23 protein-coding genes are annotated in these 24,622 nt (G+C 65.3%); 9 read left to right on the forward strand and 14 right to left on the reverse strand.

Annotated elements, in window-relative coordinates:
• Positions 1-10 precede the first annotated feature (10 nt).
• Genes pilQ through EJI01_RS12655 form a run of 5 tightly spaced genes read right to left on the reverse strand, consistent with a single transcriptional unit; the run spans position 11 to position 5,073 of the window.
• Positions 11-2,161, reverse strand: a complete 2,151-nt coding sequence (gene pilQ / locus EJI01_RS12635; RefSeq protein ID WP_126837487.1) for a type IV pilus secretin PilQ — start codon at positions 2,159-2,161, stop codon at positions 11-13.
• A complete protein-coding gene (locus EJI01_RS12640) occupies positions 2,158-2,697 on the reverse strand; it encodes a pilus assembly protein PilP (RefSeq protein ID WP_126837488.1) in 540 nt (179 codons plus the stop codon). The genes pilQ and EJI01_RS12640 overlap by 4 nt, the downstream gene beginning before the upstream one ends.
• Positions 2,694-3,368: a type 4a pilus biogenesis protein PilO gene (locus EJI01_RS12645; protein WP_126837489.1), complete on the reverse strand. Its 675-nt coding sequence runs from the start codon at positions 3,366-3,368 to the stop codon at positions 2,694-2,696. Before EJI01_RS12645 ends, EJI01_RS12640 begins: the two co-directional genes overlap by 4 nt.
• Before the next feature lie 8 nt (positions 3,369-3,376).
• Positions 3,377-3,997 carry a PilN domain-containing protein gene (locus tag EJI01_RS12650; RefSeq protein ID WP_126837490.1) on the reverse strand — a complete coding sequence of 207 codons (621 nt, stop codon included), beginning with the start codon at positions 3,995-3,997 and terminating at the stop codon, positions 3,377-3,379.
• The gene (locus EJI01_RS12655) at positions 3,994-5,073 is read right to left on the reverse strand and encodes a pilus assembly protein PilM (RefSeq protein WP_126837697.1); all 1,080 of its coding nucleotides are present in this window, start codon (positions 5,071-5,073) and stop codon (positions 3,994-3,996) included. Before EJI01_RS12655 ends, EJI01_RS12650 begins: the two co-directional genes overlap by 4 nt.
• 240 nt (positions 5,074-5,313) lie before the next feature.
• Between EJI01_RS12655 and EJI01_RS12660 the strand changes: the two genes are divergently transcribed.
• On the forward strand, positions 5,314-7,722 hold the full coding sequence (locus EJI01_RS12660; RefSeq protein ID WP_126837491.1) for a penicillin-binding protein 1A: 2,409 nt from the start codon (positions 5,314-5,316) through the stop codon (positions 7,720-7,722).
• A 3-nt stretch (positions 7,723-7,725) separates the two neighbouring features.
• Here EJI01_RS12660 and cyaY read toward each other — a convergent pair whose 3' ends face one another.
• Entirely contained in the window at positions 7,726-8,058 is a 333-nt protein-coding gene (gene cyaY / locus EJI01_RS12665) for an iron donor protein CyaY (RefSeq protein ID WP_126837492.1), read from the reverse strand.
• A 12-nt stretch (positions 8,059-8,070) separates the two neighbouring features.
• Here cyaY and lptM point away from each other — a divergent pair, with 12 nt between their 5' ends.
• Together lptM and lysA are read left to right on the forward strand one after the other, a co-directional pair.
• Entirely contained in the window at positions 8,071-8,289 is a 219-nt protein-coding gene (lptM, locus tag EJI01_RS12670) for an LPS translocon maturation chaperone LptM (protein WP_126837493.1), read from the forward strand.
• Positions 8,286-9,566 carry a diaminopimelate decarboxylase gene (gene lysA, locus EJI01_RS12675; protein ID WP_126837494.1) on the forward strand — a complete coding sequence of 427 codons (1,281 nt, stop codon included), beginning with the start codon at positions 8,286-8,288 and terminating at the stop codon, positions 9,564-9,566. Before lptM ends, lysA begins: the two co-directional genes overlap by 4 nt.
• Here the strand turns inward: lysA and EJI01_RS12680 are convergent, their stop codons facing one another.
• The 5 genes from EJI01_RS12680 to EJI01_RS12700 form a co-directional block, all read right to left on the reverse strand.
• Positions 9,567-10,217 (reverse strand): sulfite oxidase heme-binding subunit YedZ, encoded by a 651-nt coding sequence (locus EJI01_RS12680; protein ID WP_126837495.1) that lies wholly within the window; start codon positions 10,215-10,217, stop codon positions 9,567-9,569.
• Between the two features lie 11 nt (positions 10,218-10,228).
• Positions 10,229-11,227, reverse strand: a complete 999-nt coding sequence (msrP, locus tag EJI01_RS12685; protein WP_126837496.1) for a protein-methionine-sulfoxide reductase catalytic subunit MsrP — start codon at positions 11,225-11,227, stop codon at positions 10,229-10,231.
• Positions 11,228-11,316: 89 nt separating this feature from the next.
• The gene (gene ccsB, locus EJI01_RS12690; RefSeq protein ID WP_126837497.1) at positions 11,317-12,633 is read right to left on the reverse strand and encodes a c-type cytochrome biogenesis protein CcsB; all 1,317 of its coding nucleotides are present in this window, start codon (positions 12,631-12,633) and stop codon (positions 11,317-11,319) included.
• Entirely contained in the window at positions 12,630-14,768 is a 2,139-nt protein-coding gene (locus EJI01_RS12695; RefSeq protein WP_126837498.1) for a cytochrome c biogenesis protein ResB, read from the reverse strand. Before EJI01_RS12695 ends, ccsB begins: the two co-directional genes overlap by 4 nt.
• Before the next feature lie 105 nt (positions 14,769-14,873).
• The gene (locus tag EJI01_RS12700) at positions 14,874-15,548 is read right to left on the reverse strand and encodes a c-type cytochrome (RefSeq protein ID WP_126837499.1); all 675 of its coding nucleotides are present in this window, start codon (positions 15,546-15,548) and stop codon (positions 14,874-14,876) included.
• 70 nt (positions 15,549-15,618) lie between these two features.
• Here EJI01_RS12700 and yihA point away from each other — a divergent pair, with 70 nt between their 5' ends.
• On the forward strand, positions 15,619-16,359 hold the full coding sequence (gene yihA, locus EJI01_RS12705) for a ribosome biogenesis GTP-binding protein YihA/YsxC (protein ID WP_126837500.1): 741 nt from the start codon (positions 15,619-15,621) through the stop codon (positions 16,357-16,359).
• A complete protein-coding gene (locus tag EJI01_RS12710) occupies positions 16,356-17,267 on the forward strand; it encodes an alpha/beta fold hydrolase (RefSeq protein WP_126837501.1) in 912 nt (303 codons plus the stop codon). The genes yihA and EJI01_RS12710 overlap by 4 nt, the downstream gene beginning before the upstream one ends.
• Here the strand turns inward: EJI01_RS12710 and EJI01_RS12715 are convergent.
• Complete coding sequence (locus tag EJI01_RS12715) at positions 17,261-18,145, reverse strand: lysophospholipid acyltransferase family protein (protein WP_126837502.1); 885 nt, start codon at positions 18,143-18,145, stop codon at positions 17,261-17,263. The genes EJI01_RS12710 and EJI01_RS12715 overlap by 7 nt on opposite strands.
• Positions 18,142-19,032, reverse strand: a complete 891-nt coding sequence (locus EJI01_RS12720) for a lysophospholipid acyltransferase family protein (protein WP_126837503.1) — start codon at positions 19,030-19,032, stop codon at positions 18,142-18,144. Before EJI01_RS12720 ends, EJI01_RS12715 begins: the two co-directional genes overlap by 4 nt.
• Positions 19,033-19,215: 183 nt before the next feature.
• On the opposite strand from EJI01_RS12720, the gene metK reads away from it, so the two are divergent.
• Positions 19,216-20,397: a methionine adenosyltransferase gene (gene metK / locus EJI01_RS12725; RefSeq protein ID WP_126837504.1), complete on the forward strand. Its 1,182-nt coding sequence runs from the start codon at positions 19,216-19,218 to the stop codon at positions 20,395-20,397.
• Between the two features lie 67 nt (positions 20,398-20,464).
• Here metK and EJI01_RS12730 read toward each other — a convergent pair whose 3' ends face one another.
• Entirely contained in the window at positions 20,465-21,199 is a 735-nt protein-coding gene (locus EJI01_RS12730; protein ID WP_126837505.1) for a GntR family transcriptional regulator, read from the reverse strand.
• 241 nt (positions 21,200-21,440) lie between these two features.
• Between EJI01_RS12730 and EJI01_RS12735 the strand changes: the two genes are divergently transcribed.
• From EJI01_RS12735 to EJI01_RS12745, 3 genes are read left to right on the forward strand one after another with little or no spacing between them, the layout of a single operon-like run.
• Positions 21,441-22,763 (forward strand): aromatic ring-hydroxylating dioxygenase subunit alpha, encoded by a 1,323-nt coding sequence (locus EJI01_RS12735; RefSeq protein ID WP_126837506.1) that lies wholly within the window; start codon positions 21,441-21,443, stop codon positions 22,761-22,763.
• Positions 22,764-22,776: 13 nt separating this feature from the next.
• Positions 22,777-24,216, forward strand: coding sequence for a glutamine synthetase family protein (locus EJI01_RS12740; RefSeq protein ID WP_126837507.1), 1,440 nt, complete (start codon positions 22,777-22,779; stop codon positions 24,214-24,216).
• A 12-nt stretch (positions 24,217-24,228) separates the two neighbouring features.
• Positions 24,229-24,552, forward strand: coding sequence for a 2Fe-2S iron-sulfur cluster-binding protein (locus EJI01_RS12745; protein ID WP_126837508.1), 324 nt, complete (start codon positions 24,229-24,231; stop codon positions 24,550-24,552).
• Positions 24,553-24,622 lie beyond the last annotated feature (70 nt).

Below are 24,622 nucleotides of genomic sequence, written 5' to 3' on the forward strand. Positions count from 1 at the left end.
GCCCGCGCACTCAGCGCGCGGCGTTGCGGTCGGTAATCATCTTCGGGGTGATAAAGACGAGCATTTCGGTCTTGTTGGCAACGCGATTGCGCGTACGGAACAGCGCCCCGAGATAAGGCACTTCACCGAGCACCGGCACGCGCGATTCATCGTTGGTTTCGGTGAGCTCGAAGATACCACCGATGACCACCGTGCCGCCGTTTTCCACCAGCACCTCGGTTTGCACGTGCTTGGTGTTGATCGCGAAGCCGGCCGTGGTGGCCTGGCCGACCGTGTCCTTGTTGACGTCGAGCGTCAGGATGATGTTGCCCTCTGGCGTGATCTGCGGCGTGACCTCGAGCTTGAGGTTGGCCTTGCGGAACGCGATCGAGGTGGCACCGCTGGAAGTCGCGACCTGGTAGGGCAGTTCGGTGCCCTGCTCGATCAACGCCTTGGTCTGGTCCGCTGTCACCACGCGTGGGCTCGACACCACCTTGCCCTTGCCGTCGGCTTCGAGCGCGGAGATCTCAAGGTTCAGCATGCGCGAGAAGCTGGAGTTGAAGAGCGAGATCGCGAAGGTGCCCGGCGCGTTGCCGTTGCCGGAAACGCCGGTCGAAGGCAGGTTCACGAAATTCGAATTGGTGAAAGTCGTGAGCGCGCTGCCCGTGCTGGTTGCCGTTGCGGGCGTGACGACCGGCATGACACCGACGTTGCCGAAGATCGGACGGCCGCTGTTCGAGCCTACCGTGCCGCCGGCGACACCGCCGCCGAGCCGCACGCCCAGGGACTTGCCGAAGGTGTCGGAGGCCTCGACGATGCGCGCCTCGATCAGCACCTGCCGCACGGGGATGTCGAGTTTCTGAATCAGCTCGGCGACCTGCTGGAGTCGCGAAGGAATGTCCGAAACGAAGAGCTGGTTGGTGCGCGATTCGGCGATCACGCTGCCGCGCGGGCTCAGGATGCGCGTCGTCGTACCCGAACCGCCGCCACCACCGCTGGACGCGCCCGTGCCGGTCAAGCCCTGTGCGATCGCGATCGCCTTGGTGTAGTTCAGCTGGAACGACTGGGTGCGAAGAGGCTCCAGATTCTGGATGGCGGCCTGGGCTTCGAATTCCAGCTTTTCCTTTGCGTTGATTTCATCCTTGGGCGCAATCCACAGAACGCTGCCGTTCTTGCGCATGCCCAGGTTCTTCGCCTGCATGATGATGTCCAGCGCCTGGTCCCACGGCACATCCTTCAGGCGCAGGGTCAGCGCGCCGGTCACCGAATCCGAGGTCACGATGTTGAAGTTCGTGAAATCGGCGATTACCTGCAGGAGCGAGCGGATTTCGATGTTCTGGAAGTTCAGCGAGAGCTTCTCGCCGCTGTAGCCGGCGCCCTGGGTGAGCTTGGTCGGGTCGACCTTGCGAGGACGCACTTCGACGACGAACTGGTTTTCGCTCTGGTACGCGCTGTGCTCCCAATCGCCCTTGGGCTCGATGGTCATGCGCACGCGATCGCCCGACTGCTGCGTCGTCACCAACTGAACGGGCGTGCCGAAATCCGACACGTCGAGGCGGCGGCGCAAGCCCTCGGGCAGGGTCGACTTGGTGAACTCGACCACCAGGTTCTTGCCCTGCTGGCGAATGTCCACGCCGACCTGGTTGTTGGCCAGGTCCACGATCACGCGGCCGGTGTTGTCCGAGCCCAGGCGGAAATCGACGTCGCGCAGGGGCAAGGTGTCCCGGTTGCGGTTTTCGGCAAAGGCCGAAGGCGTGGAAGCAACCAATGCGGCGCCCGGAACGGGTTCCAGCGAAATCAGCAAGGACTTGCCCTGGACTTCGGCCTTGTAGGCGGTCGCTTGCTTCAGGTTCAGCACAAGGCGCGTGCGCTCACCGGCCTGCACCACGTTGACCGAGCGCAGGTTGCCCTGGTTGACGTCGATCGCCGAGCGGCCGATGGCGTTCGTCACACCGGGGAAGTCGAGCGCGATGCGCGCCGGTGTCTGAATCGCGAAGCCGGTTGGCACGGCAGCCAGCGGTTGGGTCAGGTCGACCCGGATGACTTCCGAGCCGGATTGCATCGAACTCGTGACCGATTCGATGGCGTTCTGCGCCTGCGCGACGGCGATCGTGCCGAACGCAAACAGGCTCACGCCGGCAGCGCGCAACCACTGCGCGAACATTGACTTCTTGGAATTCATTTCGACCTCTCTTGCAACTGCAGCGTCGCCACGCGTTCAATCCATTCACCGGCGGCGTCCTGCACGATTTCACGCAAGGCGAGTTCGGTTTCACTGATACGGGTAATGCGCCCGTAGTTGAGTCCCAGATAGTTGCCGACGCGCACTTGGTACAGCAGCTTGTCGACCGTGACCAGCGCCACCGGCTCGCCCTTGCGGTTCATGCTGCCGACCATGGCCATCGAATCGAGCGGGAACGCTTCGAGCGCCTCCTTGCGGCGCGCCAATTCGGGCGCGATGAGGCCCGACGTGCTCGGCTGATTCGAGTCGCGCCGCAGCGCCTGCGTCAGCTTCTGCATGTTGAAGGGCTCGAAGGCGCTGGCCTCGGTGTACGCCTGGGGCGTGAACTTCTTCGGCTCCGTGATGGGAGGCACCGTGGGCCGCACTTGCGCCCTCTGCTCCGCCATCCAGCGCCGAAGATCCTCCTGCTCCGATCCCATGCAACCGCTCAGGCCCGCAGCAGCAACGCCGAGCCACAGAATACCGAGCGTTCTCATTTCTTCTTCGCCCCCGCCGCAGCGCGTTTCTGCGCCTGCTGCTCTTCTTCGTCCAGATAGCGGAAGGTCCGCGCCGTGGCATCCAAGGTCAGGGCGCCATCCTTTTGCGGCGTCACCGACAAGTTGTTCAAGGTCACGATGCGGGAAAGGTTGGCCACGTCTGCAGCAAAGGCGCCCATGTCGTGATAGCGCCCCGTCACCCGCACGGCGATCGGCAACTCGGCGTAGTAGTCTTTCACCGACACCTGCCCCGGACGGAACAGTTCGAACTGGAGGCTGCGGCCCAGCCCGGCCTGGTTGATGTCGGAGAGCAACGCGTCCATTTCGGCTTTGCTCGGCAGTTGCTTTTCGAGCAGGGTCACGTATTGCTGCACCTGCTCGCGCTGCTTCTTCAGCAGTTCGAGATTGGCGGCCTGCGCAACCTTCTTCTGGTAGTCAGCCTTCAGCGTGACTTCCTTGGCACGCTCGGCTTCGAGTTCGTCATTCGAATTGGTGAGCCATACGAACCACAGCCCCACCAGCACCAGGGCCGTGACGGCGACGCACAAGGCGTAGCGAGGCACCGGCGGCCAGACGGACGGATCGTTCGGATTGAGTCCCCGGAACTGATCGCCGAAGCGCTGCACGGCGGCAGCGATGTCGATCTTTTGGGAAGCGCGCGTTGTTGCCATGATGACGCCTATCCCTTGACTGCAGCCGATGCCGCCGTGGCCGCGCCGGCCGCGGCCTTTTGAGCATCCGTGGGCCGCTTGAGGCCGATGCGCATGGTGAAATTCGCAACCCGCCGCTGGTCACGCGGACTCAGATTGATATTCGCGGACGTGATTTCGACCAGTTCCGGCTTGACCAGCCAGGGGCTGTTGTTGCCAAGATTGCGCAGCAGTTCCGATACCCGTTCGTTGGACTGCGCCATGCCCTGAAGCGTGACCGTCTGGTTGTCCTGTTTCATGCTCGTCAGATAGACACCGTCCGGCAGCTGGCGAACGAGCTCGTTGAGCAGATGCACCGGCAGATTCCGATCGCCCTGCAGGTCTTCGACCGCCTGTTGCCGTGCGCGCAGCGCTGCAATTTCGGCCTGCAAGGTCGAGATCTCCTTGATTTCGGACTCGAGCTTCTTGATCTCGGACTGCAAAAAGCTGTTCTTCTCTTGCTGGCTGGAAATCTGGGCCTGGTACCAGAGGAACCCCGCACCAGCGATCAGGCAGCCGAGGACCGCCGAAGCGCCCAAGGTCGCATAGAAGGCCTCTCGCCTGCGCTTGCGCGAGGCTTCCCTGTGCGGAAGCAGATTGATCAGAATCACTGCAAAAACCTCCGCATCGCCAGGCCGCACGATGTCAGATAAGACGGCGCCTCGCGGCGCACCTTCTTCTCACGGATTCCGCTGCCAATTTCCATCCCGTCGAAGGGATTGACGAGCGAGCAGGCGAATGAAGTCTGCCGCGTCACGGCGCTGGTCAGCCCCGGAAGCGACGCCGAACCGCCCGCCAACAGCACATAGTCGACGCGGTTGTGCGGCGTGCTGGTAAAGAAGAACTGCAGCGCCCTGGCGATTTCCTGGGCAATGCTCGCCACGAAGGGCTTCAGCACGCCCGAGCCATAGTCGTCGGGCAGATCGCCGCTGCGCTTCTTGGCTTCCGCCTCTTCCGCAGAAAAGCCGTACTGGCGAACGATCAGCTGAGTGAGCTGGGCGCCGCCAAAAGCCTGGTCGCGGTCGTAAAGCACTTCCTGGTTGCGCAGGACCTGCATGCTCGTAGTGAACGCGCCCACCTCGAACAACGCGACCACGGCATCCCGGCCTTGTCCGGGCAGCTGCTCGATGAGCCGCGCCGTCGCCAAACGCGACGCATAGGACTCGACATCGAGAATCATGGCCTTCAGGCCCGCTGCCTCGGCCAGGCCTTGGCGGTCCTGCACTTTTTCCTTGCGCGACGCGGCGATCAGGACCTCGACATCGCCAACCGAATTCGCGCTTTGCCCGATGACGCAAAAGTCCAGGCTCACTTCATCCAGCGAGAAAGGGATGTATTGATTGGCCTCGGACTCGACCTGGATCTCGAGTTCCTGCTCGCTCATGCCGCCCGGCAGTACGATCTTCTTGGTGATGACGGCCGAAGGCGGCAACGCCAAAGCTGCATTTTTGGTGCGGGTGCCGCTCTTGCGGACCACGCGCCGCACCGCTTCGGCGACCTCGTCGAATTTTTCGACATTGCCGTCGGTGATCCAGCCCCGTTCCAGCGGCTCGATCGCACAGCGCTCCAATACCAGCTTGCCGCTGGCATCGCGGCCGAGTTCGACCAGCTTGACGCTGGACGAACTAACGTCCAACCCGAGCAGTGGCGCGGGCTGACGGCGAAACAACGATCCCAAAGCAGTCAAGTTCGATCCCATCCGTTTGTAACGATTGGAAATATTTGCGAGTGGTTGCATGCTAGCAGGAGGTGCACGGGCAACCAAGCGGCGAATCCTCACTCCACCTGCAAGCGTTGTCAAAAGGGGACGTAACGGTACGGTTCTGCAACTTTGGTCACAAATGCGAGTACTTGGGTTTTATGCCCGGCCCAGGAACCGTCCGAAGGGGTCGTCTTTTTATAATGAGCGCTGACTTCCCCACCCTTCATGCCCGAAAAAACTCGCCCCAACGGGCCCGCCAGAACCCCTCCTCCCAAGCGCCCGGCCCTGCTTTCATGGCTCACGCGCATCGTGCTGTGGGGGTTGGGCATCGCTGCGGCCGGGGCAGTATCCCTGGTCTGTGTGATTGCCGTCGCGCTGGCCGTCGCCTATCCGAACCTGCCGGACATTTCCGATCTCGCCGACTACCGGCCCAAGCTTCCGCTGCGGGTTTTCTCTTCGGAAGGCATTCTGATCGGCGAATTCGGCGAGGAGCGCCGCAACCTCACTCCGATCGCAACCATCCCGAAAGTGATGAAGGACGCCGTGCTGGCGGCGGAGGATGCGCGCTTCTACGACCACGGCGGCGTCGACTACAAAGGCCTGGTCCGCGCCGGCCTGGCCAACATGAATCGCATGAAGAGCCAGGGCGCCTCCACCATCACCATGCAGGTTGCGCGCAATGTCTACCTGAGCTCCGAAAAAACGCTGACCCGCAAGATCTACGAGGTACTGCTGACTTTCAAGCTCGAGCACCTGCTCTCCAAAGACCAGATTTTCGAGATCTATCTGAACCAGATCTATCTCGGCAACCGGGCCTATGGCTTCGCGGCGGCATCCGAAGCCTATTTCGGCAAGCCTCTCAGGGACATCACGATCGCCCAGGCGGCGATGCTGGCCGGGCTGCCGAAGGCGCCCGGCGCCAACAATCCGGTCAACAATCCGGCTCGTGCGCGGGGGCGCCAGCTCTATGTGATCGACCGCATGCAGGAAGCCGGCTTCATCACGGCTGAACAGGCAGCGGAAGCCAAGAAGGAAGAACTGCACCTGCGCGATGCCGTGGATCCAACCCGGCTGCATGCTGAGTACGTAGCCGAAACCGTGCGCCAACTGATGTACGCGCAGTACGGCGACAGCACCTACACGCGCGGCCTCAAGGTGTACACCACCCTGGTGGCCGCCGACCAGGCTGCCGCCTACCGCGCCCTGCGCAAGGGCATCATGGACTACGAGCGCCGCCAGTTCTATCGTGGCCCCGAGAAGTTCGTCGACCTCCCGGCCGATCCCAAGGAGCTCGACGAAGCCGTCGACGACGCCCTGGCCGATCATCCTGACAATGGCGATGTGATGTCAGCCGTGGTGCTCAGGGCCAGCGCCAAGGAAATCAACGCCGTGCGCGGCAACGGCGACACGCTGCAGATCGTGGGCGAGGGCCTGCGACCCGCGCAGTCCGGGCTCTCGGACAAGGCGCCGCCCAACATCAAGATTCGCCGCGGCGCGGTGATCCGTGTCGTAAAGACGCCGAAGAACACCTGGGAGATCACCCAGTTGCCCGAGGTCGAGGGTGCTTTCATCGCACTCGATCCGCGCGACGGCGCAGTCAAGGCCATGGTCGGCGGCTTCGACTTCGACAAGAACAAGTTCAACCACGTCACACAGGCCTGGCGCCAGCCGGGATCGAGCTTCAAGCCCTTCATCTACTCGGCCGCGCTCGAAAAGGGCTTCACGCCCGGCACGGTCGTCAACGATGCGCCGCTCTTCTTCGATGCCGGCACCACCGGCGGACAACCGTGGGAGCCCAAGAACTACGACGGCACGTTCGAAGGACCGATGTCGCTGCGCCGCGCGCTCGCCCGCTCCAAGAACATGGTGTCGATCCGCGTGCTCCAGTCGATCGGCACGCGCTACGCGCAAGACTGGATCAGCAACTTCGGCTTCGAGCGCGAGAAGCACCCCGCCTACCTGCCGATGGCGCTGGGCGCCGGGTCGGTCACGCCGATGCAGATGGCGACCGCCTATTCGGTGTTCGCCAATGGCGGCTACCGCGTCAATCCCTACCTCGTGACGCGAATCACCGATCACAAGGACAAGGTCCTGGTGGAGACGCAGCCCCCGCTGCTCAACGAGACCATGCGCGCAATCCCCCAGCGCAACGCCTTCATCATGGACAGCTTGCTGCAGGAAGTGGCCCGCAGCGGCACCGCTGCCAAGGCGCAAGCTACGCTGAAGCGACCCGACCTCTACGGCAAGACCGGCACCACCAACGATTCGCTGGACGCATGGTTCGCCGGCTTCCAGCCCACGATGGCCGCGGTGGCCTGGATGGGCTACGACACGCCGCGCAAGCTCGGCGATCGCGAGACCGGCGGTGGCTTGAGCCTGCCCATCTGGATCAGCTACATGGAGACCGCGATCAAGGGTGTGCCGGTGACCGACCTGACCGCCACGCCGCCGTCCGGCGTAGTCAACGTCGGCGGCGAGTGGTACTACGACGACTATGCACCGGGCCGAGGCGTCGCGACCCTGGGCGTCGAGGCCGGGCCGACGCCGCCGGTTGAAGCGATCTCGGGCGTGCCCGTCAGCCCGGCGCCGCCGCCGGAAGAGCGCAACCGAATCCTCGATCTCTTCCGCAACTGATCGTCAGCCGGCCGCGAACTGCAAAGGCTGGCCGGCTTGCGCAGTCGCTTCGCGCGACAGGTTGCCGAACAGTTCTTCCCCGGTCTTGGTGTCGACCCACGAACCGCCGTCGTACCGGTAGTGGTAGCCACCGGACTTGGCCGCCAGCCAGATTTCATGCAACGGCGGCTGCAGATTGACGATCAACTGGCTGCGATTGCGAAAGGTGATCGTGATCATGCCGCCCACGCGCTGATTGTCGATATCGGCGTCGGTCGCGTCGTTGATGCGATCGCAGCTGCGCTCGATGGCAGCCAGCGCCGCTTCCGCGCGGTCCATGTACTCGGGGTCGGTCATTACAATTTCGCCATGTTGAATGTTCGTCAAATTCTAGTGAGCGCTATTGGCCTCTCGATCGTTGGGGTCGCGTTGACCGGCTGCGGCCAGAAGGGCGCGCTCTATCTTCCGACCGATCCGGCCGCAAAGGATCGCGCCACGCTGCCGGGCTTGTTGATCCCCGAATCGCCGCGCAACGAGCCCGCCAATCCGCCTGCACAGGCGCCGGCAACGAGCGAAGGAACCAAGTGAGCAGCGATCAGCGCCTTCCCGGCCATCCCCACATCGCGCGCAAGAACGGCACGCTGCAGGTCGAAGGCGCATCGCTCGCGGCCCTGGCGCGCGAGCATGGCACGCCGCTGTTCGTCTATTCGAAGCAATGGATGCTCGATGCGCTGGGCGCGTACCAGCGAGGCTTCGAAGGCCGCGACGCACTGGTCTGCTACGCCATCAAGGCCAACTCCGCGCTGGGCGTGCTGCGCGTGTTTGCCGAGGCGGGCTGCGGCTTCGACATCGTTTCCGGCGGCGAACTCGCGCGCGTACTCGCCGCGGGCGCGGACCCTGCCAAGGTGATCTTCTCCGGCGTCGGCAAGACCAAGAGCGAAATGCGGCAGGCACTCGCGGCCGGCATCGGCTGCTTCAACGTGGAAAGCGAGGCCGAGATCGACGTGCTCAACGCCGTTGCGCTCGAAGAAGGCCGGTGCGCGTCGATCAGCGTGCGCATCAATCCCAACGTCGACCCGAAGACGCATCCCTACATCTCGACCGGCCTCAAGGGCAACAAGTTCGGCATCGCGCACGATCGCGCCGTCGCGATCTACCAGCATGCTGCATCGCTCCAAGGCCTGCGGGTGGTCGGCATCGACTGCCATATCGGTTCGCAGATCACCGACGCCTCGCCCTACCTCGAAGCGCTCGAACGGGTGCTCGACCTGGTCGAGGCGATCGAGAAGACCGGCATTGCGCTGCATCACCTCGACTTCGGCGGCGGGCTGGGCATCGACTACAACGGCGACACGCCGCCCGCGGCCGATGCGCTGTGGCAGCAGCTGCTCGCGCGCCTCGATGCGCGCGGCTTCGGGCGGCGCCGGCTCATCGTCGAACCCGGACGTTCGCTGGTCGGCAACGCCGGCGTTTGCGTGACCGAGGTGCTCTACACCAAGCCCGGCGCGGAAAAAAACTTCTGCATCGTCGACGCGGCGATGAACGATCTGCCGCGGCCGGCGATGTACCAAGCCTTCCACCGAATCGTTCCGGTGGCCGAGCGCCAGGGCGAGGTCGTCAGCTACGACGTCGTGGGCCCGGTCTGCGAAAGCGGCGACTGGATCGGTCGCGACCGCGCGCTCACGGTGGAGGCCGGCGACCTGCTGGCCGTGCTTTCGGCCGGCGCCTACTCCATGGCCATGGCGAGCAACTACAACACGCGCGGCCGTGCCGCCGAAGTGCTGGTCAGCGGCGAGCGCGCCACCTTAATCCGCCGGCGCGAGACCATCGAAGACCAGCTGCGCAGCGAACGCTTCGACAGCTGATCAAGCGCTGCGCTGCTGCACCCGCGTTGCCGGCGAGGAGCGCTGCGGCACTCTCTTCTTGCTCACGAAGTTCCAGACGCGCCAGCTCAGCAGCACGGCGATGATCGCCGCATAGACGAACACTTCCGCGAAGTCGTTCTTGCCCGCGCGCATCCAGAAGAAATGCAGCAGGCCCAGACCGGCGATCACATAGACCAGCTTGTGCAAGGCCTGCCAACGCTTCGCACCCAGCGCCTTGATGGCCCGGTTGAACGAGGTGGCGGCCAGCGGCGTGAGCAGCACGAAGGCCGTGAAGCCCACGAGGATGAAGGGACGCTTCGCGATGTCCTTGGCGATTTCCGGGATGTCGAAGCCCATGTCGAACCAGCTGTAGCTCAGCAGATGGAGCACGACATAGAAATAGGCGAACAAGCCCAGCATGCGGCGAAAGCGCGCCAGCGCATTGGTCTTGGCGATGACCCGCAGCGGCGTGACGGCGAGCACGATGCAGATGAAGCGCAAGGTCCAGTCGCCCGTCGAGCGGATCAGGTATTCGGCCGGATTGGCGCCCAGGCCGTCGGTGAAGGCGCCGTAGACCAGCCAGGCAAAGGGAACCAAACAAAGCACGAAGACCAGCGGCTTGGCAGCCGGGTGCATCAGAAGCTTGTTCACGATCGGCTCGGCTAGTAGAACTTCTTCAGGTCCATGCCGGCATAGAGCTGGCCGACCTGGGGCTCGTAGCCGTTGAACATCTGCGTCTTGTGGCGCTTGGCGAACAAGCCCCCGCCGTCGCCGATGCGCCGCTCGGTCGCCTGGCTCCAGCGCGGATGATCCACGTTCGGGTTCACGTTCGAATAGAAACCGTACTCCTGCGCCGCGGCCTTGTTCCAGGCCGTGCCGGGCTCTTTCTCGACGAAGCGGATCTTGACGATCGACTTGCCGCTCTTGAAGCCGTATTTCCAGGGCACCACGACGCGCACCGGCGCGCCGTTCTGGTTGGGCAGCACCTCGCCGTACATGCCGAAGGTCAGCAGCGTGAGCGGATGCATCGCCTCGTCCATGCGCAGGCCCTCGGTATAGGGCCAGTCGAGCACGCGCGAGCCGACGAAGGGCATGGTCTTGGGGTCGGCCAGCGTGACGAACTCCACGTACTTGGCATTGCCCTGTGGCTCGACCCTCTTGATGAGTTCGGCCAGCGAGTAGCCGACCCAAGGAATCACCATCGACCAGCCTTCGACGCAGCGCAAGCGATAGATGCGTTCTTCCTGCGCGCTGAGCTTGATCAGGTCCTCGATGTCGTACTTGCCCGGCTTCTTGACCAGGCCTTCGACCTCGACGGTCCAGGGCCGCGTCTTCAGGGTGCCGGCGTTCCTGGCCGGGTCAGCCTTGTCGGTGCCGAATTCGTAGAAGTTGTTGTAGCTGGTGGCGTCCTTGTAGTCGGTGAGCTTTTCCATGGTCTGCGCGCCCGGCACCGCCGACTTCGCGCCCTTCAGCGCCGGCAGCTTGCCCGGCGCAGCGGCCTGTGCCAGCGCATCGCGCGCGGCCCATGAGGCCATGGCCGCGCCGGCCACGCCGCTCGCCAGCAGCTTGAGCATGTCGCGCCGCCCTTCGTAGACGCTGCGCGGCGTGATCTCGCTGGAATGCGGGTGGATGAAGCCCTTGTCGCGGGAGTGAATCAACATGGATCGCCTTTCGCCTTGATGGTGTGCAGGGAGGAGTTCGTTTCCATTGCTGATTCGGTTACGCGCCAGGCGTTCACCCGATTTCACTTTTACAAGGTGCCGTAGCTGTGCAGCCCGCTCAGGAACATGTTGACCCCCAGGAAGGCGAAGGTCGTCACCGCCAGCCCGCCCAGCGCCCACCAGGCCGCCACCGTGCCCCGCAAGCCCTTGACCAGCCGCATGTGCAGCCAAGCCGCGTAGTTGAGCCAGACGATCAGCGCCCAGGTTTCTTTCGGGTCCCAGCTCCAGTAGCCGCCCCAGGCATCGGCCGCCCAGAGAGCGCCGAGCACTGTGGCGATGGTGAAGAAGGCGAAACCGACCGTGATCGACTTGTACATCACGTCGTCCAGCACTTCGTTGGCCGGCAGCCGTGCCGCGATGCGCTTGCGGCCCAGCAGGATGCCGGCGGCGATCAGCGCCGAGATGGCCGCATAGACGAACCAGTAGCTGCCGCCGGCTTCCTGCACGCGCTGGCGGAACGCGACCGGCACGAAGCACAGCGCCACGCCCAGAAGCCACATCGGCGTGAGCTTGTACCAGCGGGTTTCCTGCGCCTGCTCCTTGATGAGGTAGGCGAAGGCCACCATCGCCGCGAGCGCAAAGGTGCCATAGCCGATGAAATTGGCCGGCACATGCAGCTTCATCCACCAGCTCTGCAGCGCCGGCACCAGCGGCTGGATCTCGTGAGCTTCGCGCACCAGCGTGTACCAGAGCAGGAAGCCGACTGCGGCGCTGACCACCAGCATCACGAACGCGCCCAGAGCCCGCGTGCCGTAGCGCGATTCGAAGTAGAGATAAAAGGTCGCCGTCAGCCAGCAGAACAGGACGAACACTTCGTAGAGGTTGCTGACGGGGATGTGGCCGATGTCCGGCCCGAGGAGGTGGCTTTCGTACCAGCGCACCATGCTGCCGATCAGCGCCATCGTGACGGCCGCCCACGCGAGGCGCGAGCCGATGAGGTCCATGGTGTCGGCCTGCTTGGCCGCAAAGAAGCCGATCCAGTAGAACAGCGTGCTCATGAAGAAAAGCACGCTCATCCACAGGATGGCCGATTGGCTGGACAGGAAGTACTTGAGCCAGAACACCGTGTCGGCACGTGCCAGGTCGCCCTGGTAGGAGACGATGCCCAGCAGCGCGGCAGCCGCGACCACGACTGCCAGCACGCGCAGCGGCCGCCAGAACCAGCCAAGCCAGATCGCGGCCGGCACCGTCGCCAGCAGGATGGCTTTTTCGTAGATGTCCATCGCGCCGGCATAGCGCGAGAACGCGAACAGCCCGCCGGCCAGCACCAGGGCAGCGAACACCCAGTCGTAGGCATTGCGGCGCGAAAGCCAGCCGTCGTTCAGCGTGAGGGTGGTGGTGTTCATGGCGCGGTGTCTTTCCTGATGGCGAGCAGCTTGTCTTTGAGACGCTCGAATTCGCGATCGCTGTCGATGGTCTTGCGGTTGACCGAAAAAGCCATGGTGGCCGATGTGCCATTGGCGCTCGCATCCTTGGCGAGCCACACCCAGAGCCGGCGCTCGCGCACGTACAGCATCGCAAAAATGCCCACGATCAGCAACAGGCAACCCAGATAGACCACGTTCTTGCCCGGCGCGCGGGCGACCTGGAATACGCTGGCTTGCACCTGCTTGAAGTCGGTCATCAGCATCGCCACCGGCGCGGGATAGAAGTACGCGTCGCTGATGGCAAGCACCGCCTGCGTCAGGAAGGCCTGCGACTTCTCGTCGGCCGGCAGGGCCGCCAACCCCGCGCTCTCGCGGCTCAGGTTGAGCACCTCGAACAGCACGTCGTTGAGGATGCGCACCAGCACCGCGCCGGCGCGCTCCCGGTCGGCCTCGGGCACGTTCGCCTCCATGAATTCGGCGATCGCCTGCCAGCCGCCGGCGCTGACGGCATCGGCCTTGGCGCGCTCGGTGCCGGCGAACAGCGCCAGCGCGCGGCCGGCGGAGATGCGCAGCTGCTCGGCCAGTTCGGGCCGCTTCGGATCGGTCGCGCGCACGATATAGCGCTCGATGGCGCGCGTGCGCGTGTCGGCATCGGCCAGCGCGCCGCGCATGCGCACGAAGCTGTCCATCGAGCCCTGGTCGTCGGCGGGTACGCGCAGGTAGCGGAAGGGCTCCTCCGGCCGCTCGCGCATGCCGAGCAGGAAGACCGGCTGGCCGTCCCCGGTATCGACCGGCACCATGTAGTTCTGGTACTCGCGCGCCTGGCCCGCAGCGTCGCGCAGCTTGTAGCCGATGCTCGGGCCGATGTTGCGCAGCACCTTGGGCTTGTTGGTCTTGTTGGCCGCGCCCAGGCGCGACTCGATGCCGCTCGTCAGGTCGACCTTGCGCACGTCGGCGCCGCTGGTCATCGCGCCACCGGTGCCCTCGCCGAAGTTCTCGACGTTGATCACGCGCAGCGCCGTGTACTCGAGCGTCATCCGATCGGTGCCATTGGTGATCTCCGAGCTCTTGCCGATGATGCCTTCCACTTCGAAAGGCTTGGCTGCGGCCGCCATCGGCACCGCCTTGAGTTTCACGCTCGAGCCGCCGTCGTCGAAGCTCGACTGGTAGATCTCGATGCCCTTGTAGCTGGCCGGATGGTTCACCTCGATGCGCGCCGGCATCTGGGCGCCGGTCTCGCGGTCGTGCAGCACCACCTCGCTCGCGAACAGCTTGGGCATGCCGGTGGAGTAGTAGTCGACGATGAATTTCTTGAGCTCGATCGAGAACGGAAGCTCCTGCAGCAGCACCCCGTCGGCCTGGTTCAGGATCGCCACGCTGCCCTGCCCCCCTTCGGGCACGAGGATGTTGCCGCGGAAGGTCGGGTTGCTGGGCGACAGGCGGTGCCTCGGCGCCACGTCCGAGATCAGGCCGCCGCCGGTGTAGACGCTCTTGCCGTTGAACCAGGTCTGGGCGCGCACGATCAGGTCGCCGTCGAGCAGGCCGCCGAGGCACACCAGCACGATCGCGCTGTGCGCCGCGATGTAACCGAGCTTGTGGGCGCCGCCGGCGCGCGCGGCCACCATCCAGCCGTCGCCGTCGCGGTGCTGCAGCTTGACCTTCCAGCCGCCGCCCGCCAGCAGCTGGCCGATGCGGTTGGCCGCCGCGTCCGGACTTTCGCCGAGAACCGTTTCGGCCCGCTGGCCGAAAGCCTTGAGGCTTTGCGCGCGGATGCCTTCCTTGAGCGTCCTCAGGTCCTTGAAGATGTGCGGCGTGTTGCGCGCGATGCACAGCGATGTGCTGATCACCAGGAAAGCCAGGATCAGCAGGAACCACCAGGCGCTGTAGATCGAATCGAGCCTGGCCGCGCGGAACACCTCGGCCCAGAAAGGTCCGAACTGGTTGACGTAGTTGTTGATCGGCTCATGCTGCTTGAGAACCGTGCCGATGATCGATGCGATGCAGATGACCGTGAGCAGCGCGATCGCGAAGCGCATCGACGACATGAGCTCCACCGCCGCGCGAAGCACCTGGGGGCCGCGACGGACGCGGAGGCCGTGGGTGGAAACTGACATGAAGAGCGATGCGTTGAAAGCAAAAAGGCGGGCGATCCTCTCTGGATCGGCCCGCCCTGTTTGGGGTTTGTTCTCGGCGGTTAGTTCACGCTGTGCCGCGCGAAATCAGCGCAGCCCGGCAATGTAGTCGGCCACGGCCTTGATCTCGCGGTCATTGAGCTTGGCGGCCACGCCGTTCATCTGCGGGCTGTTCTGGCGCTTGCCGTCGCGGAACTGAACCAGCTGCGCCGAGGTGTAGTCGGCATGCTGGCCGCCCAGGCGCGGGTACTGGGCCGGAATGCCGGCGCCGTTGGGGCTGTGGCAGCCGGCGCAGGCCGGGATCTGGCGGTCCGAAATGCCGCCGCGGTAGATCTTCTCGCCGAGCGAGACCAGGTCCTTCTCTTTCGAGAAGCCGGTCTTGACCTTCTTGGAGCCGACGAACCAGGCGATGTTGCGCATGTCCTCGTCCGACAGCTTCGCGGCCAGCGGCTGCATGATCGGGCTCTTGCGCTTGCCGGACTTGAAGTCCTGCAGCTGCTTGAGGATGTATTCGGGGTGCTGCTGCGCCAGCTTGGGATTGGCCGGGATGGCCGAGTTGCCGTCCGCGTTGTGGCACGAGGCGCAGCTTTGGCTGTTGGCCGGCGCGGCATTGAAGAGGGTGTCGCCCTTGGCGGGGTCGGGCTTGGAGGCCTTGGCAGGGGCCGCGGCAGCCGGGCTGGCCCCGGCGTCGTCGGCCGCGAAGCTGGAACCGGCGGCTGCGCCCATGAGGGCTGCGAGCAGAAAATGAGCGAACAACTTCATAGCGGGGGCTTGGATTTATGGCGCAAAACCGCGCGATTCTACAATGGCGCCCCGTTCCGAAAGCTCATCGATGACCACCCCGCGGCGCCTGCCGGCCACTCCCCCTTCCCGCAAGGCCCCTGTCGTCGACCCCGCGGCCGCCGAATGCATCCGCGTCGCGCGCGGCTGGCTGCACACCGCGCACTTCCTCACCAGCGCGCCGCAGCTGGAACACCTGCCCGCCTTCGACCTGCCGGAGATCGCCTTCGTCGGGCGCTCGAACGCCGGCAAGTCGACCGCCATCAATACGCTCACCCAGCAGACGCGCCTGGCTTTTGCCTCCAAGACGCCCGGGCGCACGCAGCACATCAACCTGTTCGGCGTCGGCAAGCAGAAGGTCGACGACGCCGTACTGGCCGATCTGCCAGGCTACGGCTACGCGGCCGTTCCGCGTGAGGCCAAGCTGCGCTGGCAGCGCGTTATGGGCAACTACCTGATGACGCGCGAGAACCTGCGCGGCGTGGTGCTGATGTGCGACCCGCGCCACGGCCTCACCGAACTCGACGACATCCTGCTGGAAGTCATCCGTCCGCGGGTCGAGCAGGGCCTCAAGTTCCTGGTGCTCCTGACCAAGGCCGACAAGCTCACGCGCTCTGAAGGCGCCAAGGCCCTGTCGATTGCGCGACTGCAAGCCGGCGGCGGCGAGGTCAAACTGTTCTCGGCCTTGAAGCAACACGGAGTCGACGAGGCGGCCGAACTGCTGTGGCGCTGGGCCCACCCACAGGGCGAGCAGCCCGCGGAACCGAAGGAAGAAGGAGACAACGAGACATGATCGAAACCTTTGCGCGTGCGCTGCCCAACGGCACCACGCTCAGCTGCCGCGCCGCGGGCGCGTCCGGCCGGCCGCTGATGGTGTTCCTGCACGGCTTTCCCGAGGCCGCATTCATCTGGGACGAACTGCTCGAATACTTCACCAGCCCCGAGCACGGCGGCTACCGCTGCGTGGCGCCGAACCTGCGCGGCTTCGAGAAATCGAGCTCGCCCTCCGAGGTCTCGGCCTACCGCGCGCACCTGCTGGTGCAGGATATCGAGCAGCTCGCCCTAAGCGAGAACGCGGACGGCCGCATCGAGGCGCTGGTGGCGCACGACTGGGGCGGCGCCTTCGGCTGGGGCTATGCCAACCAGCACCCGGACAAGCTCGGCAAGCTGATCATCATCAACTCGCCGCATCCGGGCACTTTCACGCGCGAGCTGCAGAACAACCCCGCGCAGCAGGCCGCGAGCGCCTACATGAACTTCCTCGCGCGGCCCGATGCCGAAGCGCTGCTTTCGGCCGACGACTACAAGCGCATGTGGCCCTTTTTCACCTTGATGAAGGCGGGCGCGGACGGCTTCGGCTGGCTGACCGAGGATGTCAAGAACCAGTACCGCGAGGTGTGGGACGCAGGCCTGACGGGCGCCTGCAACCTCTACCGCGTCACGCCGATGAAGCCGGTCCTGCCCGGCAAGCCGTCGGAGATTCCGACGCTGCCGCGCGAGCGGCTGGTGGTGAATGTGCCCACCTTCGTTTTCTGGGCACTCGACGACGCCGCATTGCTGCCGGGGCTGCTCGAAGGACTCGAAGAATACGTGCCGAAGCTCGAGATCAAGAAGGTGCCGGGTGCCACGCACTGGATCGTGCATGAGCAGCCGCAGTACGTTGCGAGCGAGATCGAGGCCTTCCTGCAGCGCAATCAGTAGACAGGCGCAGCGCCATCCGGCCGCGTCTTGAAGCGCCGGTGCACCCAGTAGTACTGCGAGGGCATGGTGTCGATGTAGCCCTGCAGGCGCACGTTCATCAGGGCGGTGTCGGCCACCACGTCCTCGCTCGGGAAGTCCCGCCACGCCGGCAGCACCTCGATCTCGTAGCCGTCGCGGGTGAGCTTCGAGACAACGGGCACGACCTTGGCCCGGCCCAGTCGGGCGAAGCGCGACAGCGAGGGCACGGTCGAGGCCGGTACGCCGTAGAAGGGCACGAAGACCGTCTGGTCGCGGCCGAAGTCCATGTCGGGCAGCAGGTACAGCAAGCCGCCCTTGCGCAGCCCGGCGACGATCGGCTTGATGCCGTCGACCCGGTTCAGTGCGATCACGTTGCCGAAGCGCTTGCGGCCCTCTCGAATCCACTCGTCCACCAGCGGGTCGCGCTGCGTCGTGTAGATGGTGGTCGAGGGCCGCGCCGTGTGCATGGTCAGCGCGGTGGCCGCCGCGTCGAGGCCGTAGAAGTGCGGCGCGAACAGGATCATGGGCTCGCTGCCGTTGGCGATCTCGTCGATCTCCCGCGCCGATCCTTTCACCTTGAGGCGGGCGGCGACCGTTTCTTCCGGTGCATGCCAGAGCCAGCTGCGGTCGAGCCAGGACTGCGCCACATAGACGAAGGTTTCGCGCGCGATGCGGCGCCGCTCCTCGGGCGACTTGTGCGGGAAGCACAGCGCGAGATTGGTATCGACCACGCGCCGGCGCCGCGCCGCGACGACATGCAGAACGCGGCCCAGAAACGCGCCGAAGCCGCGTACCAGCGGCAGCGGCACATGGGCCAGGGTGCGCATGAAGCCGATACCCATTTGGGACGACAGGCTCATGGTGCCGCCTCCGCCGTCGCTGCGGGCGCCGCCTCGCCGCGCGGCTGCTTGTAGCGCGCATAGTCCCAGACGTACTGGCCCGGCAGCCGGCGGATGAGCCGTTCGATGCCTTCGTTCATGGCGGTGGCAGCAGCTTCGGGCGTGGCCTTCGGATCGTTCAGCGCGGTGCCGTCGAAGGCTTCGATGCGGATGACATAGCCCGCGCCGCGCGGCAGCCGCTCGCAGACGGCAAGGAACACGCGCGAACCGGTCTGCTGCGCGAGACGCGGCAGCAAGGTCATCGTGTAGGCGGGCCGGCCGAAGAAAGGGGCCCACACGCCCTGCCCCAGCGGCGGCACCTGGTCCGGCAGGATGCCGGTGTAGCCGCCGGCGCGCAGCGTGCGCATCAACCCGCGCACCCCGCTCACAGTGGTCGGCAGCGTATGCAGACCGCGCCGGTCGCGCGAACCGGCGATCAGTTCGGCCATCCATTTCTTGCGGGCCGGCCTGAACAAGGCAGTGATCGGGCCGTAGGCATCGACGAAGCGCTCGCCGATCGCCTGCCCAAGGGTTTCCCAGCTGCCGATATGCGGCGAGACGATGATCACGCCCTTGCGCGCGGCCAATGCGGATTCCAATTCGGCGACCCCCTCCCACCGGACGATGCGCGGCAGCACGCTCTCGCCCTGCGGCCGCGCCCATAGCCACGGCAACTCGGCCGCCATGGCGCCTGCCGCGGCAATGGCCGGCCGGTATTGCGCGGGGGTGAAGCCGGCGCTCTCGGCGTTGTCCCTGAAGCGCTTCCGGTAGGTCGGCGCCAGCCACCAGACCAGCCAGCCCATCAAGCCGCCGACCGCGTGCATCAAGGGCAGCGGCACACGGGCGAGCAATCGAAACAAAGCAATCATCAACACGGAGGGGGTGAAAACCAGGACGCGCGCGCAGGGTAGCGCGGCTCGAATAGAATGCAAATTGTCGCTGAGTTATGGAACTACTTGCAGGGCGACGTTAAACATCACTGCTAAAGCGTTCGCCAAAAACTCCTGATGGGTTGGCAACGCGCCAATTCACTTGCATGGAGTTTCATCGAAATGGCGAACGACTTTCTCTTCACTTCCGAATCGGTTTCCGAAGGCCACCCCGACAAGGTGGCGGACCAGATCTCGGACGCAATTCTGGATGCGATCTTCGCGCAGGACCCGCGCAGCCGCGTGGCCGCCGAGACGCTGACCAACACCGGCCTCGTGGTGCTCGCCGGCGAGATCACGACCAACGCGCACGTCGACTACATCCAGGTGGCGCGCGACACCATCAAGCGCATCGGCTACGACAACACCGACTACGGCATCGACTACAAGGGTTGCGCCGTGATGGTCTGCTACGACAAGCAGTCCAACGACATCGCGCAGGGCGTGGACCACGCGAGCGACGACCACCTCAACACCGGTGCCGGCGACCAGGGCCTGATGTTCGGCTATGCCTGCGACGAAACGCCCGAGCTGATGCCCGCGCCGATCTACTACGCCCACCGCCTGGTGGAGCGCCAGGCGCAGCTGCGCAAGGACGGCCGCCTGCCCTTCCTGCGCCCCGACGCGAAGAGCCAGGTCACGATGCGCTACGTGGACGGCAAGCCGCACAGCATCGACACCGTCGTGCTCTCCACCCAGCACCATCCCGACCAGAGCGAGACGCCGACCAAGATGAAGGGCAGCTTCATCGAGGCCGTGATCGAGGAGATCATCAAGCCGGTGCTCCCCAAAGAATGGCTGAAGGAGACCAAGTACCTGATCAATCCGACCGGCCGCTTCGTCATCGGCGGCCCGCAGGGCGACTGCGGTCTCACCGGCCGCAAGATCATCGTCGACACCTACGGCGGCGCCTGTCCGCACGGCGGCGGCGCGTTCTCCGGCAAGGACCCGAGCAAGGTCGACCGCTCGGCCGCCTATGCGGCGCGCTACGTGGCCAAGAACATCGTGGCCGCGGGCCTCGCGCGCCAGTGCCAGATCCAGGTCGCCTATGCGATCGGCGTGGCCAAGCCGATGAACGTGACGGTCTACACAGAAGGCACGGGCGTGATCTCCGACGAGAAGATCGCCGCGCTGGTGCAGGAGCACTTCGACCTGCGTCCCAAGGGCATCATCCAGATGCTCGACCTGCTGCGCCCGATCTACGGCAAGACCGCCGCCTACGGCCATTTCGGCCGCGAAGAGCCCGAGTTCACCTGGGAGAGCACGAGCCAGGCGACGGCGCTGCGCGCGGCCGCAGGGCTCTGACGTTCTTCAATCGGGCTTCGCGCCCGAGGCTTCACGAAGCGCGAGGCGCGCCGCGCGCAAAGAAGAACTAGCCGCGCGCCTTGCGCGCCACCAGCCGCATGCCGGGCATCAGCTCGGCCGCGAGTTCGGGGCGCTCCAGCGCGTAGTCGAGATTCATGCGCGCGATCTCCACGTGCTCCTCGCCGAGCGCCTGCGCGCGCGAGCCCTGGCCGCGCTCGATCGCCTGCACCATCGCGTGGTGCGTGCGATGCGCCTGCTTCATCCATTGATGGCCCTCCTCCATAGAGGACTGCATCGGCAGCATCGCGCTCGGCGAGGCGAAGGGCTGGCCGCCCAGCATGTCCATCACGCGCCTCAGGGCCAGGTTGCCGCAGCCTTCGAGGATCAGGCGGTGGAAGCGGTCGTTCATCTCGACATAGGCCGCGTAGTCGTCGAGCGCCATGCTCGGCTTGTTGACGGCCTTGTCGCCGTCGTCCAGGCATTCGCGCAATTCGCGAAGCAGTTGGCGCGAGGCGCCGTCCTCAGCCAGCAGGCGCGCCGCGAAGCCCTCGATCACGCCGCGCACGCGGATCGCGTCGGCTATCTCCTGCGGGGTGAAGCGCCGCATCTGGTAGCCGCCGCCGGGCGAGGGCTCGATCAAGCCCTCATGTTCGAGGCTCGCAAGGGCGAGCCGCACCGGGGTGCGCGAGGCGCCGAGCCTTTCTGCCAGCGGAATCTCGGCCAGCCGTTCGCCGGGAACGAATTCCCCTTTTAGGATCATGTCGCGCAGCTGCACCAGTACGCGGGATTGTTGGGAGTCCATGGCGAGAGTCTTGGAGTCGTCGAATCGATTCTAGGAGGGCACGAGTCGTGCACGCAGCATCAAAGAATAGCCCTGCCATTGTATGCAATGTAAGCACAGGATCGTTGCATCACTGCTTTCACACCGACTTTTTATAAGTGCAAACCCTTAGTTTTAGTCGAGTTCAGGCGGATTCAAGTTGACCTTTTTCTGATTCCTCTCAGACAATGCATTCCATTGCATGCAATGCGGAACCAGTCCCATGATCAGCGCCGAACAAAACGATTTCATCACCCGCGTGTGCCCCGGCGCGCCGGCCGGCAAGCTGCTGCGCCGCTACTGGCAGCCGGTGGCGCTGGCCGACGAACTTGCGGGCCCGCGCCCGGTCAAGCCGGTGCGGCTGATGGGCCAGCACTTCGTGCTTTTCCGCGATGAAAGCGGCCAGCTGGGCATGCTCGACCGCGACTGCCCGCACCGCGGCGCCGATCTGGCTTTCGGCCGCCTCGAGCACGGCGGCTTGCGCTGCGCCTTCCACGGCTGGCTGTTCGACGCCAAGGGCAACTGCCTCGAGACGCCGGCCGAGCCCGCCGGCAGCAAGCTCTGCACGCGCATCAAGCAGGCGGCTTACCCGGTGGTGGAGAAAAGCGGCGTGGTCTTCGCCTATATCGGCGAAGGCGAGCCGCCCGCCTTTGCGGACTTCGACTGTTTCGTCGCGCCCCAGACCCATACCTTCGCATTCAAGGGCCTCATCGAATGCAACTGGCTGCAGGCGCTGGAGGTCGGTATCGATCCGGCCCATGCCTCCTACTTGCACCGCTTCTTCGAGGACGAGGACACCTCCGAGAGCTATGGCAAGCAGTTCCGCGGCGCCTCGGCCGATTCAGACATGCCGATCACCAAAGTGCTGCGCGAATACGACCGCCCCGACATCAGCGTCGAACCGACCGACTACGGCATGCGCCTCACGACCCTGCGCAAGCTCAGCGAATCGCGCACGCACGTGCGTGTGACCAACGTGGTGTTCCCGCAGGCCTTCGTAATCCCGATGAGCGCCGAGATGACCATCTCGCAATGGCATGTGCCCGTCGACGACACCCACTGCTACTGGTATGCGATCTTCACCAGCTTCGCCGGCCCGGTAGACAAGCAGCAGATGCGCGACCAGCGCCTCGAGCTCTACGAACTGCCCGACTACACCTCGCGCAAGAACAAGCGCAACAACTACGGCTTCAGCGTCGAAGAGCAGCTCGCCGAGACCTACACCGGCATGGGCAGCGACATCAACGTGCACGACCAGTGGGCGGTGGAGTCGCAGGGCCCGATCCAGGACCGCACGCGCGAGCACCTGGGCTCGACCGACAAGGGCATCGTCGCCTACCGCCGCATGCTGATGCGCGCGATCGAGAGCACGCAGGCCGGCGAGAGCGCGCCGATGCTGATCGACGCTGCCCAGGCCGGCGCGCTGACCGGCCCGCCCTCGATCGACGGCATCGGCGAAGGCAGCGACACCGGCGCCTACTGGCAGGCCGCCGACCGCGAGCGGCGCCTCAAGTCCGACTGGGCCTCGGCCCGGCTCGGCGCCTGAGGACGACTTGCACATGACCCGATTCGTCGAGCGCTTCGGCCTCTGGTCCGACGACCAGCGGCTTCAAGCCAAGGAACTGGCCGAACGACTTTCGAGCGGCGAAGTCGACACAGTGCGCTTCGCCTGGCCGGACCAGCACGGACTCCTGCGCGGCAAGACGCTGGTGGCGAGCGAAGCCGCATCGGCCTTGTCCGAGGGCGTGAACCTCACTTCCACGCTGCTGGCCAAGGACACCTCGCACAAGACCGTGTTCCCCGTCTTCACGACCGGCGGCGGCTTCGCCATCGAGGGCCTGCAGGGCGGCGCCGACTTCACCATCGTCGCCGACCCTTCCACCTACAAGCTGCTGCCCTGGGCGCCGCGCACCGGCTGGGTGCTGTGCGATGCCTACATGGCCGACGGCCGGCCGTGCCTCTTCGCGACGCGCCAGATCCTTCAACGCGCGGTGCGGCAGCTCGATGCACTGGGCCTGGATTTCGTGGCCGGCCTCGAGGTCGAGTTCCACGTCTTCAGGCTCGAGGACGCACGCATGCAGCTGGCCGACTCCGGGCAACCCGGCGAGCCGCCGCGCGTCTCGCTGCTCTCGCACGGCCACCAGTATCTGACCGAGCTGCGCTACGACCGTGTCGACGCATTGATGGAGCTGCTGCGCTCGCAGCTCGTCGCACTCGGCCTGCCGCTGCGTTCGCTCGAGATCGAGTTCGGTCCGAGCCAATTCGAACTCACCTTCGGCCCCACCGCCGGCGTGCTGCCGGCCGACACCATGGTGCTCCTGCGCAGCGCGATCAAGCAGATCTGCCAGCGCCACGGCTTGCACGCCACCTTCATGTGCCGCCCGCGCATTCCGAACGTGATGTCCAGCGGCTGGCACCTGCACCAGTCGCTCCGGCGCAAGAGCAGCGGCGTCAACGCCTTCATGCCCGAGGCCGAAGGACAGGACCTGAGCGAGCTCGGTTTGCATTACCTCGGCGGCCTCAAGACCCACGCCTGCGGCGCTGCCGCACTCGCGAGCCCGACCATCAACGGCTATCGCCGCTACCGCCCCTTCTCGCTGGCGCCCGACCGCGCCATCTGGGCGCGCGACAACCGCGGCGCGATGCTCCGCGTGCTCGGTGGGCCGGGCCAGAGCGCGACGCGCATCGAGAACCGCGTGGGCGAGCCGACCGCCAACCCCTATCTCTACCTCGCGTCGCAGCTCTTCTCGGGCCTAGACGGTATCCGCAACGGCATCGATCCCGGCCCCTCGGCCGACGCGCCCTATGAAACGCCGGCCGAGCTGCTTCCGCGCTCGCTCGGCGATGCACTCGCCTGCCTGCGCAAGGATGCGATGCTCGTCGAGCAGCTGGGCAAGGTCTTCGTCGACTACCTGTGCCACATCAAGGAAGCGGAGATTGCGCGCTTCAACCTCGAAGTGAGCGAGTGGGAACACCGCGAATACTTCGACATGTTCTGAGTTCTTCTCGAAATGCCCACGATTCACTACATCCTCAAGGACGGCAGCACGCGCGAGGTCGAGGCCAAGGCCGGCTCCAGCGTGATGGAGAACGCCATCCGCCACAACGTGCGCGGCATCGACGCCGAATGCGGCGGCTGCTGCTCCTGCGCGACCTGCCATGTCTACGTCGACGAGGCCTTCTTCGACCGCCTGCCGCCGCCCGACGATCTGGAGAGCGGACTGCTCGAAGTCGTCGCCGCCGAGCGCCGGCCCACCAGCCGCCTCTCCTGCCAGATCGCGATGAGCGCGGCGCTCGACGGCCTCACGGTGCGCCTGCCGCAAACGCAGATCTGATGCCTGGTCCACTGAATCACTGAAATCGGTCGGTGCTGTCCACCCGTCCCTCCCCGCCCATTTCAATGAT

The sequence above is a fragment of the Variovorax sp. MHTC-1 genome (assembly GCF_003984645.1).
Classification (GTDB): Bacteria; Pseudomonadota; Gammaproteobacteria; order Burkholderiales; family Burkholderiaceae_C; genus Variovorax.

What these genes read in the sequence shown, in the direction of transcription:
- msrP (WP_126837496.1), bottom strand. Translation starts at nt 11,227, where the DNA reads ATGTTGATTCACTCCCGCGACAAGGGCTTCATCCACCCGCATTCCAGC.
- EJI01_RS12720 (WP_126837503.1), bottom strand. Translation starts at nt 19,032, where the DNA reads ATGATTGCTTTGTTTCGATTGCTCGCCCGTGTGCCGCTGCCCTTGATG.
- metK (WP_126837504.1), top strand. Translation starts at nt 19,216, where the DNA reads ATGGCGAACGACTTTCTCTTCACTTCCGAATCGGTTTCCGAAGGCCAC.
- EJI01_RS12645 (WP_126837489.1), bottom strand. Translation starts at nt 3,368, where the DNA reads ATGGCAACAACGCGCGCTTCCCAAAAGATCGACATCGCTGCCGCCGTG.
- EJI01_RS12740 (WP_126837507.1), top strand. Translation starts at nt 22,777, where the DNA reads ATGACCCGATTCGTCGAGCGCTTCGGCCTCTGGTCCGACGACCAGCGG.
- EJI01_RS12730 (WP_126837505.1), bottom strand. Translation starts at nt 21,199, where the DNA reads ATGGACTCCCAACAATCCCGCGTACTGGTGCAGCTGCGCGACATGATC.
- EJI01_RS12710 (WP_126837501.1), top strand. Translation starts at nt 16,356, where the DNA reads ATGATCGAAACCTTTGCGCGTGCGCTGCCCAACGGCACCACGCTCAGC.
- yihA (WP_126837500.1), top strand. Translation starts at nt 15,619, where the DNA reads ATGACCACCCCGCGGCGCCTGCCGGCCACTCCCCCTTCCCGCAAGGCC.
- EJI01_RS12660 (WP_126837491.1), top strand. Translation starts at nt 5,314, where the DNA reads ATGCCCGAAAAAACTCGCCCCAACGGGCCCGCCAGAACCCCTCCTCCC.
- EJI01_RS12745 (WP_126837508.1), top strand. Translation starts at nt 24,229, where the DNA reads ATGCCCACGATTCACTACATCCTCAAGGACGGCAGCACGCGCGAGGTC.
- EJI01_RS12640 (WP_126837488.1), bottom strand. Translation starts at nt 2,697, where the DNA reads ATGAGAACGCTCGGTATTCTGTGGCTCGGCGTTGCTGCTGCGGGCCTG.
- EJI01_RS12695 (WP_126837498.1), bottom strand. Translation starts at nt 14,768, where the DNA reads ATGTCAGTTTCCACCCACGGCCTCCGCGTCCGTCGCGGCCCCCAGGTG.
- lptM (WP_126837493.1), top strand. Translation starts at nt 8,071, where the DNA reads ATGTTGAATGTTCGTCAAATTCTAGTGAGCGCTATTGGCCTCTCGATC.
- EJI01_RS12715 (WP_126837502.1), bottom strand. Translation starts at nt 18,145, where the DNA reads ATGAGCCTGTCGTCCCAAATGGGTATCGGCTTCATGCGCACCCTGGCC.
- EJI01_RS12700 (WP_126837499.1), bottom strand. Translation starts at nt 15,548, where the DNA reads ATGAAGTTGTTCGCTCATTTTCTGCTCGCAGCCCTCATGGGCGCAGCC.
- pilQ (WP_126837487.1), bottom strand. Translation starts at nt 2,161, where the DNA reads ATGAATTCCAAGAAGTCAATGTTCGCGCAGTGGTTGCGCGCTGCCGGC.
- EJI01_RS12735 (WP_126837506.1), top strand. Translation starts at nt 21,441, where the DNA reads ATGATCAGCGCCGAACAAAACGATTTCATCACCCGCGTGTGCCCCGGC.
- cyaY (WP_126837492.1), bottom strand. Translation starts at nt 8,058, where the DNA reads ATGACCGACCCCGAGTACATGGACCGCGCGGAAGCGGCGCTGGCTGCC.
- ccsB (WP_126837497.1), bottom strand. Translation starts at nt 12,633, where the DNA reads ATGAACACCACCACCCTCACGCTGAACGACGGCTGGCTTTCGCGCCGC.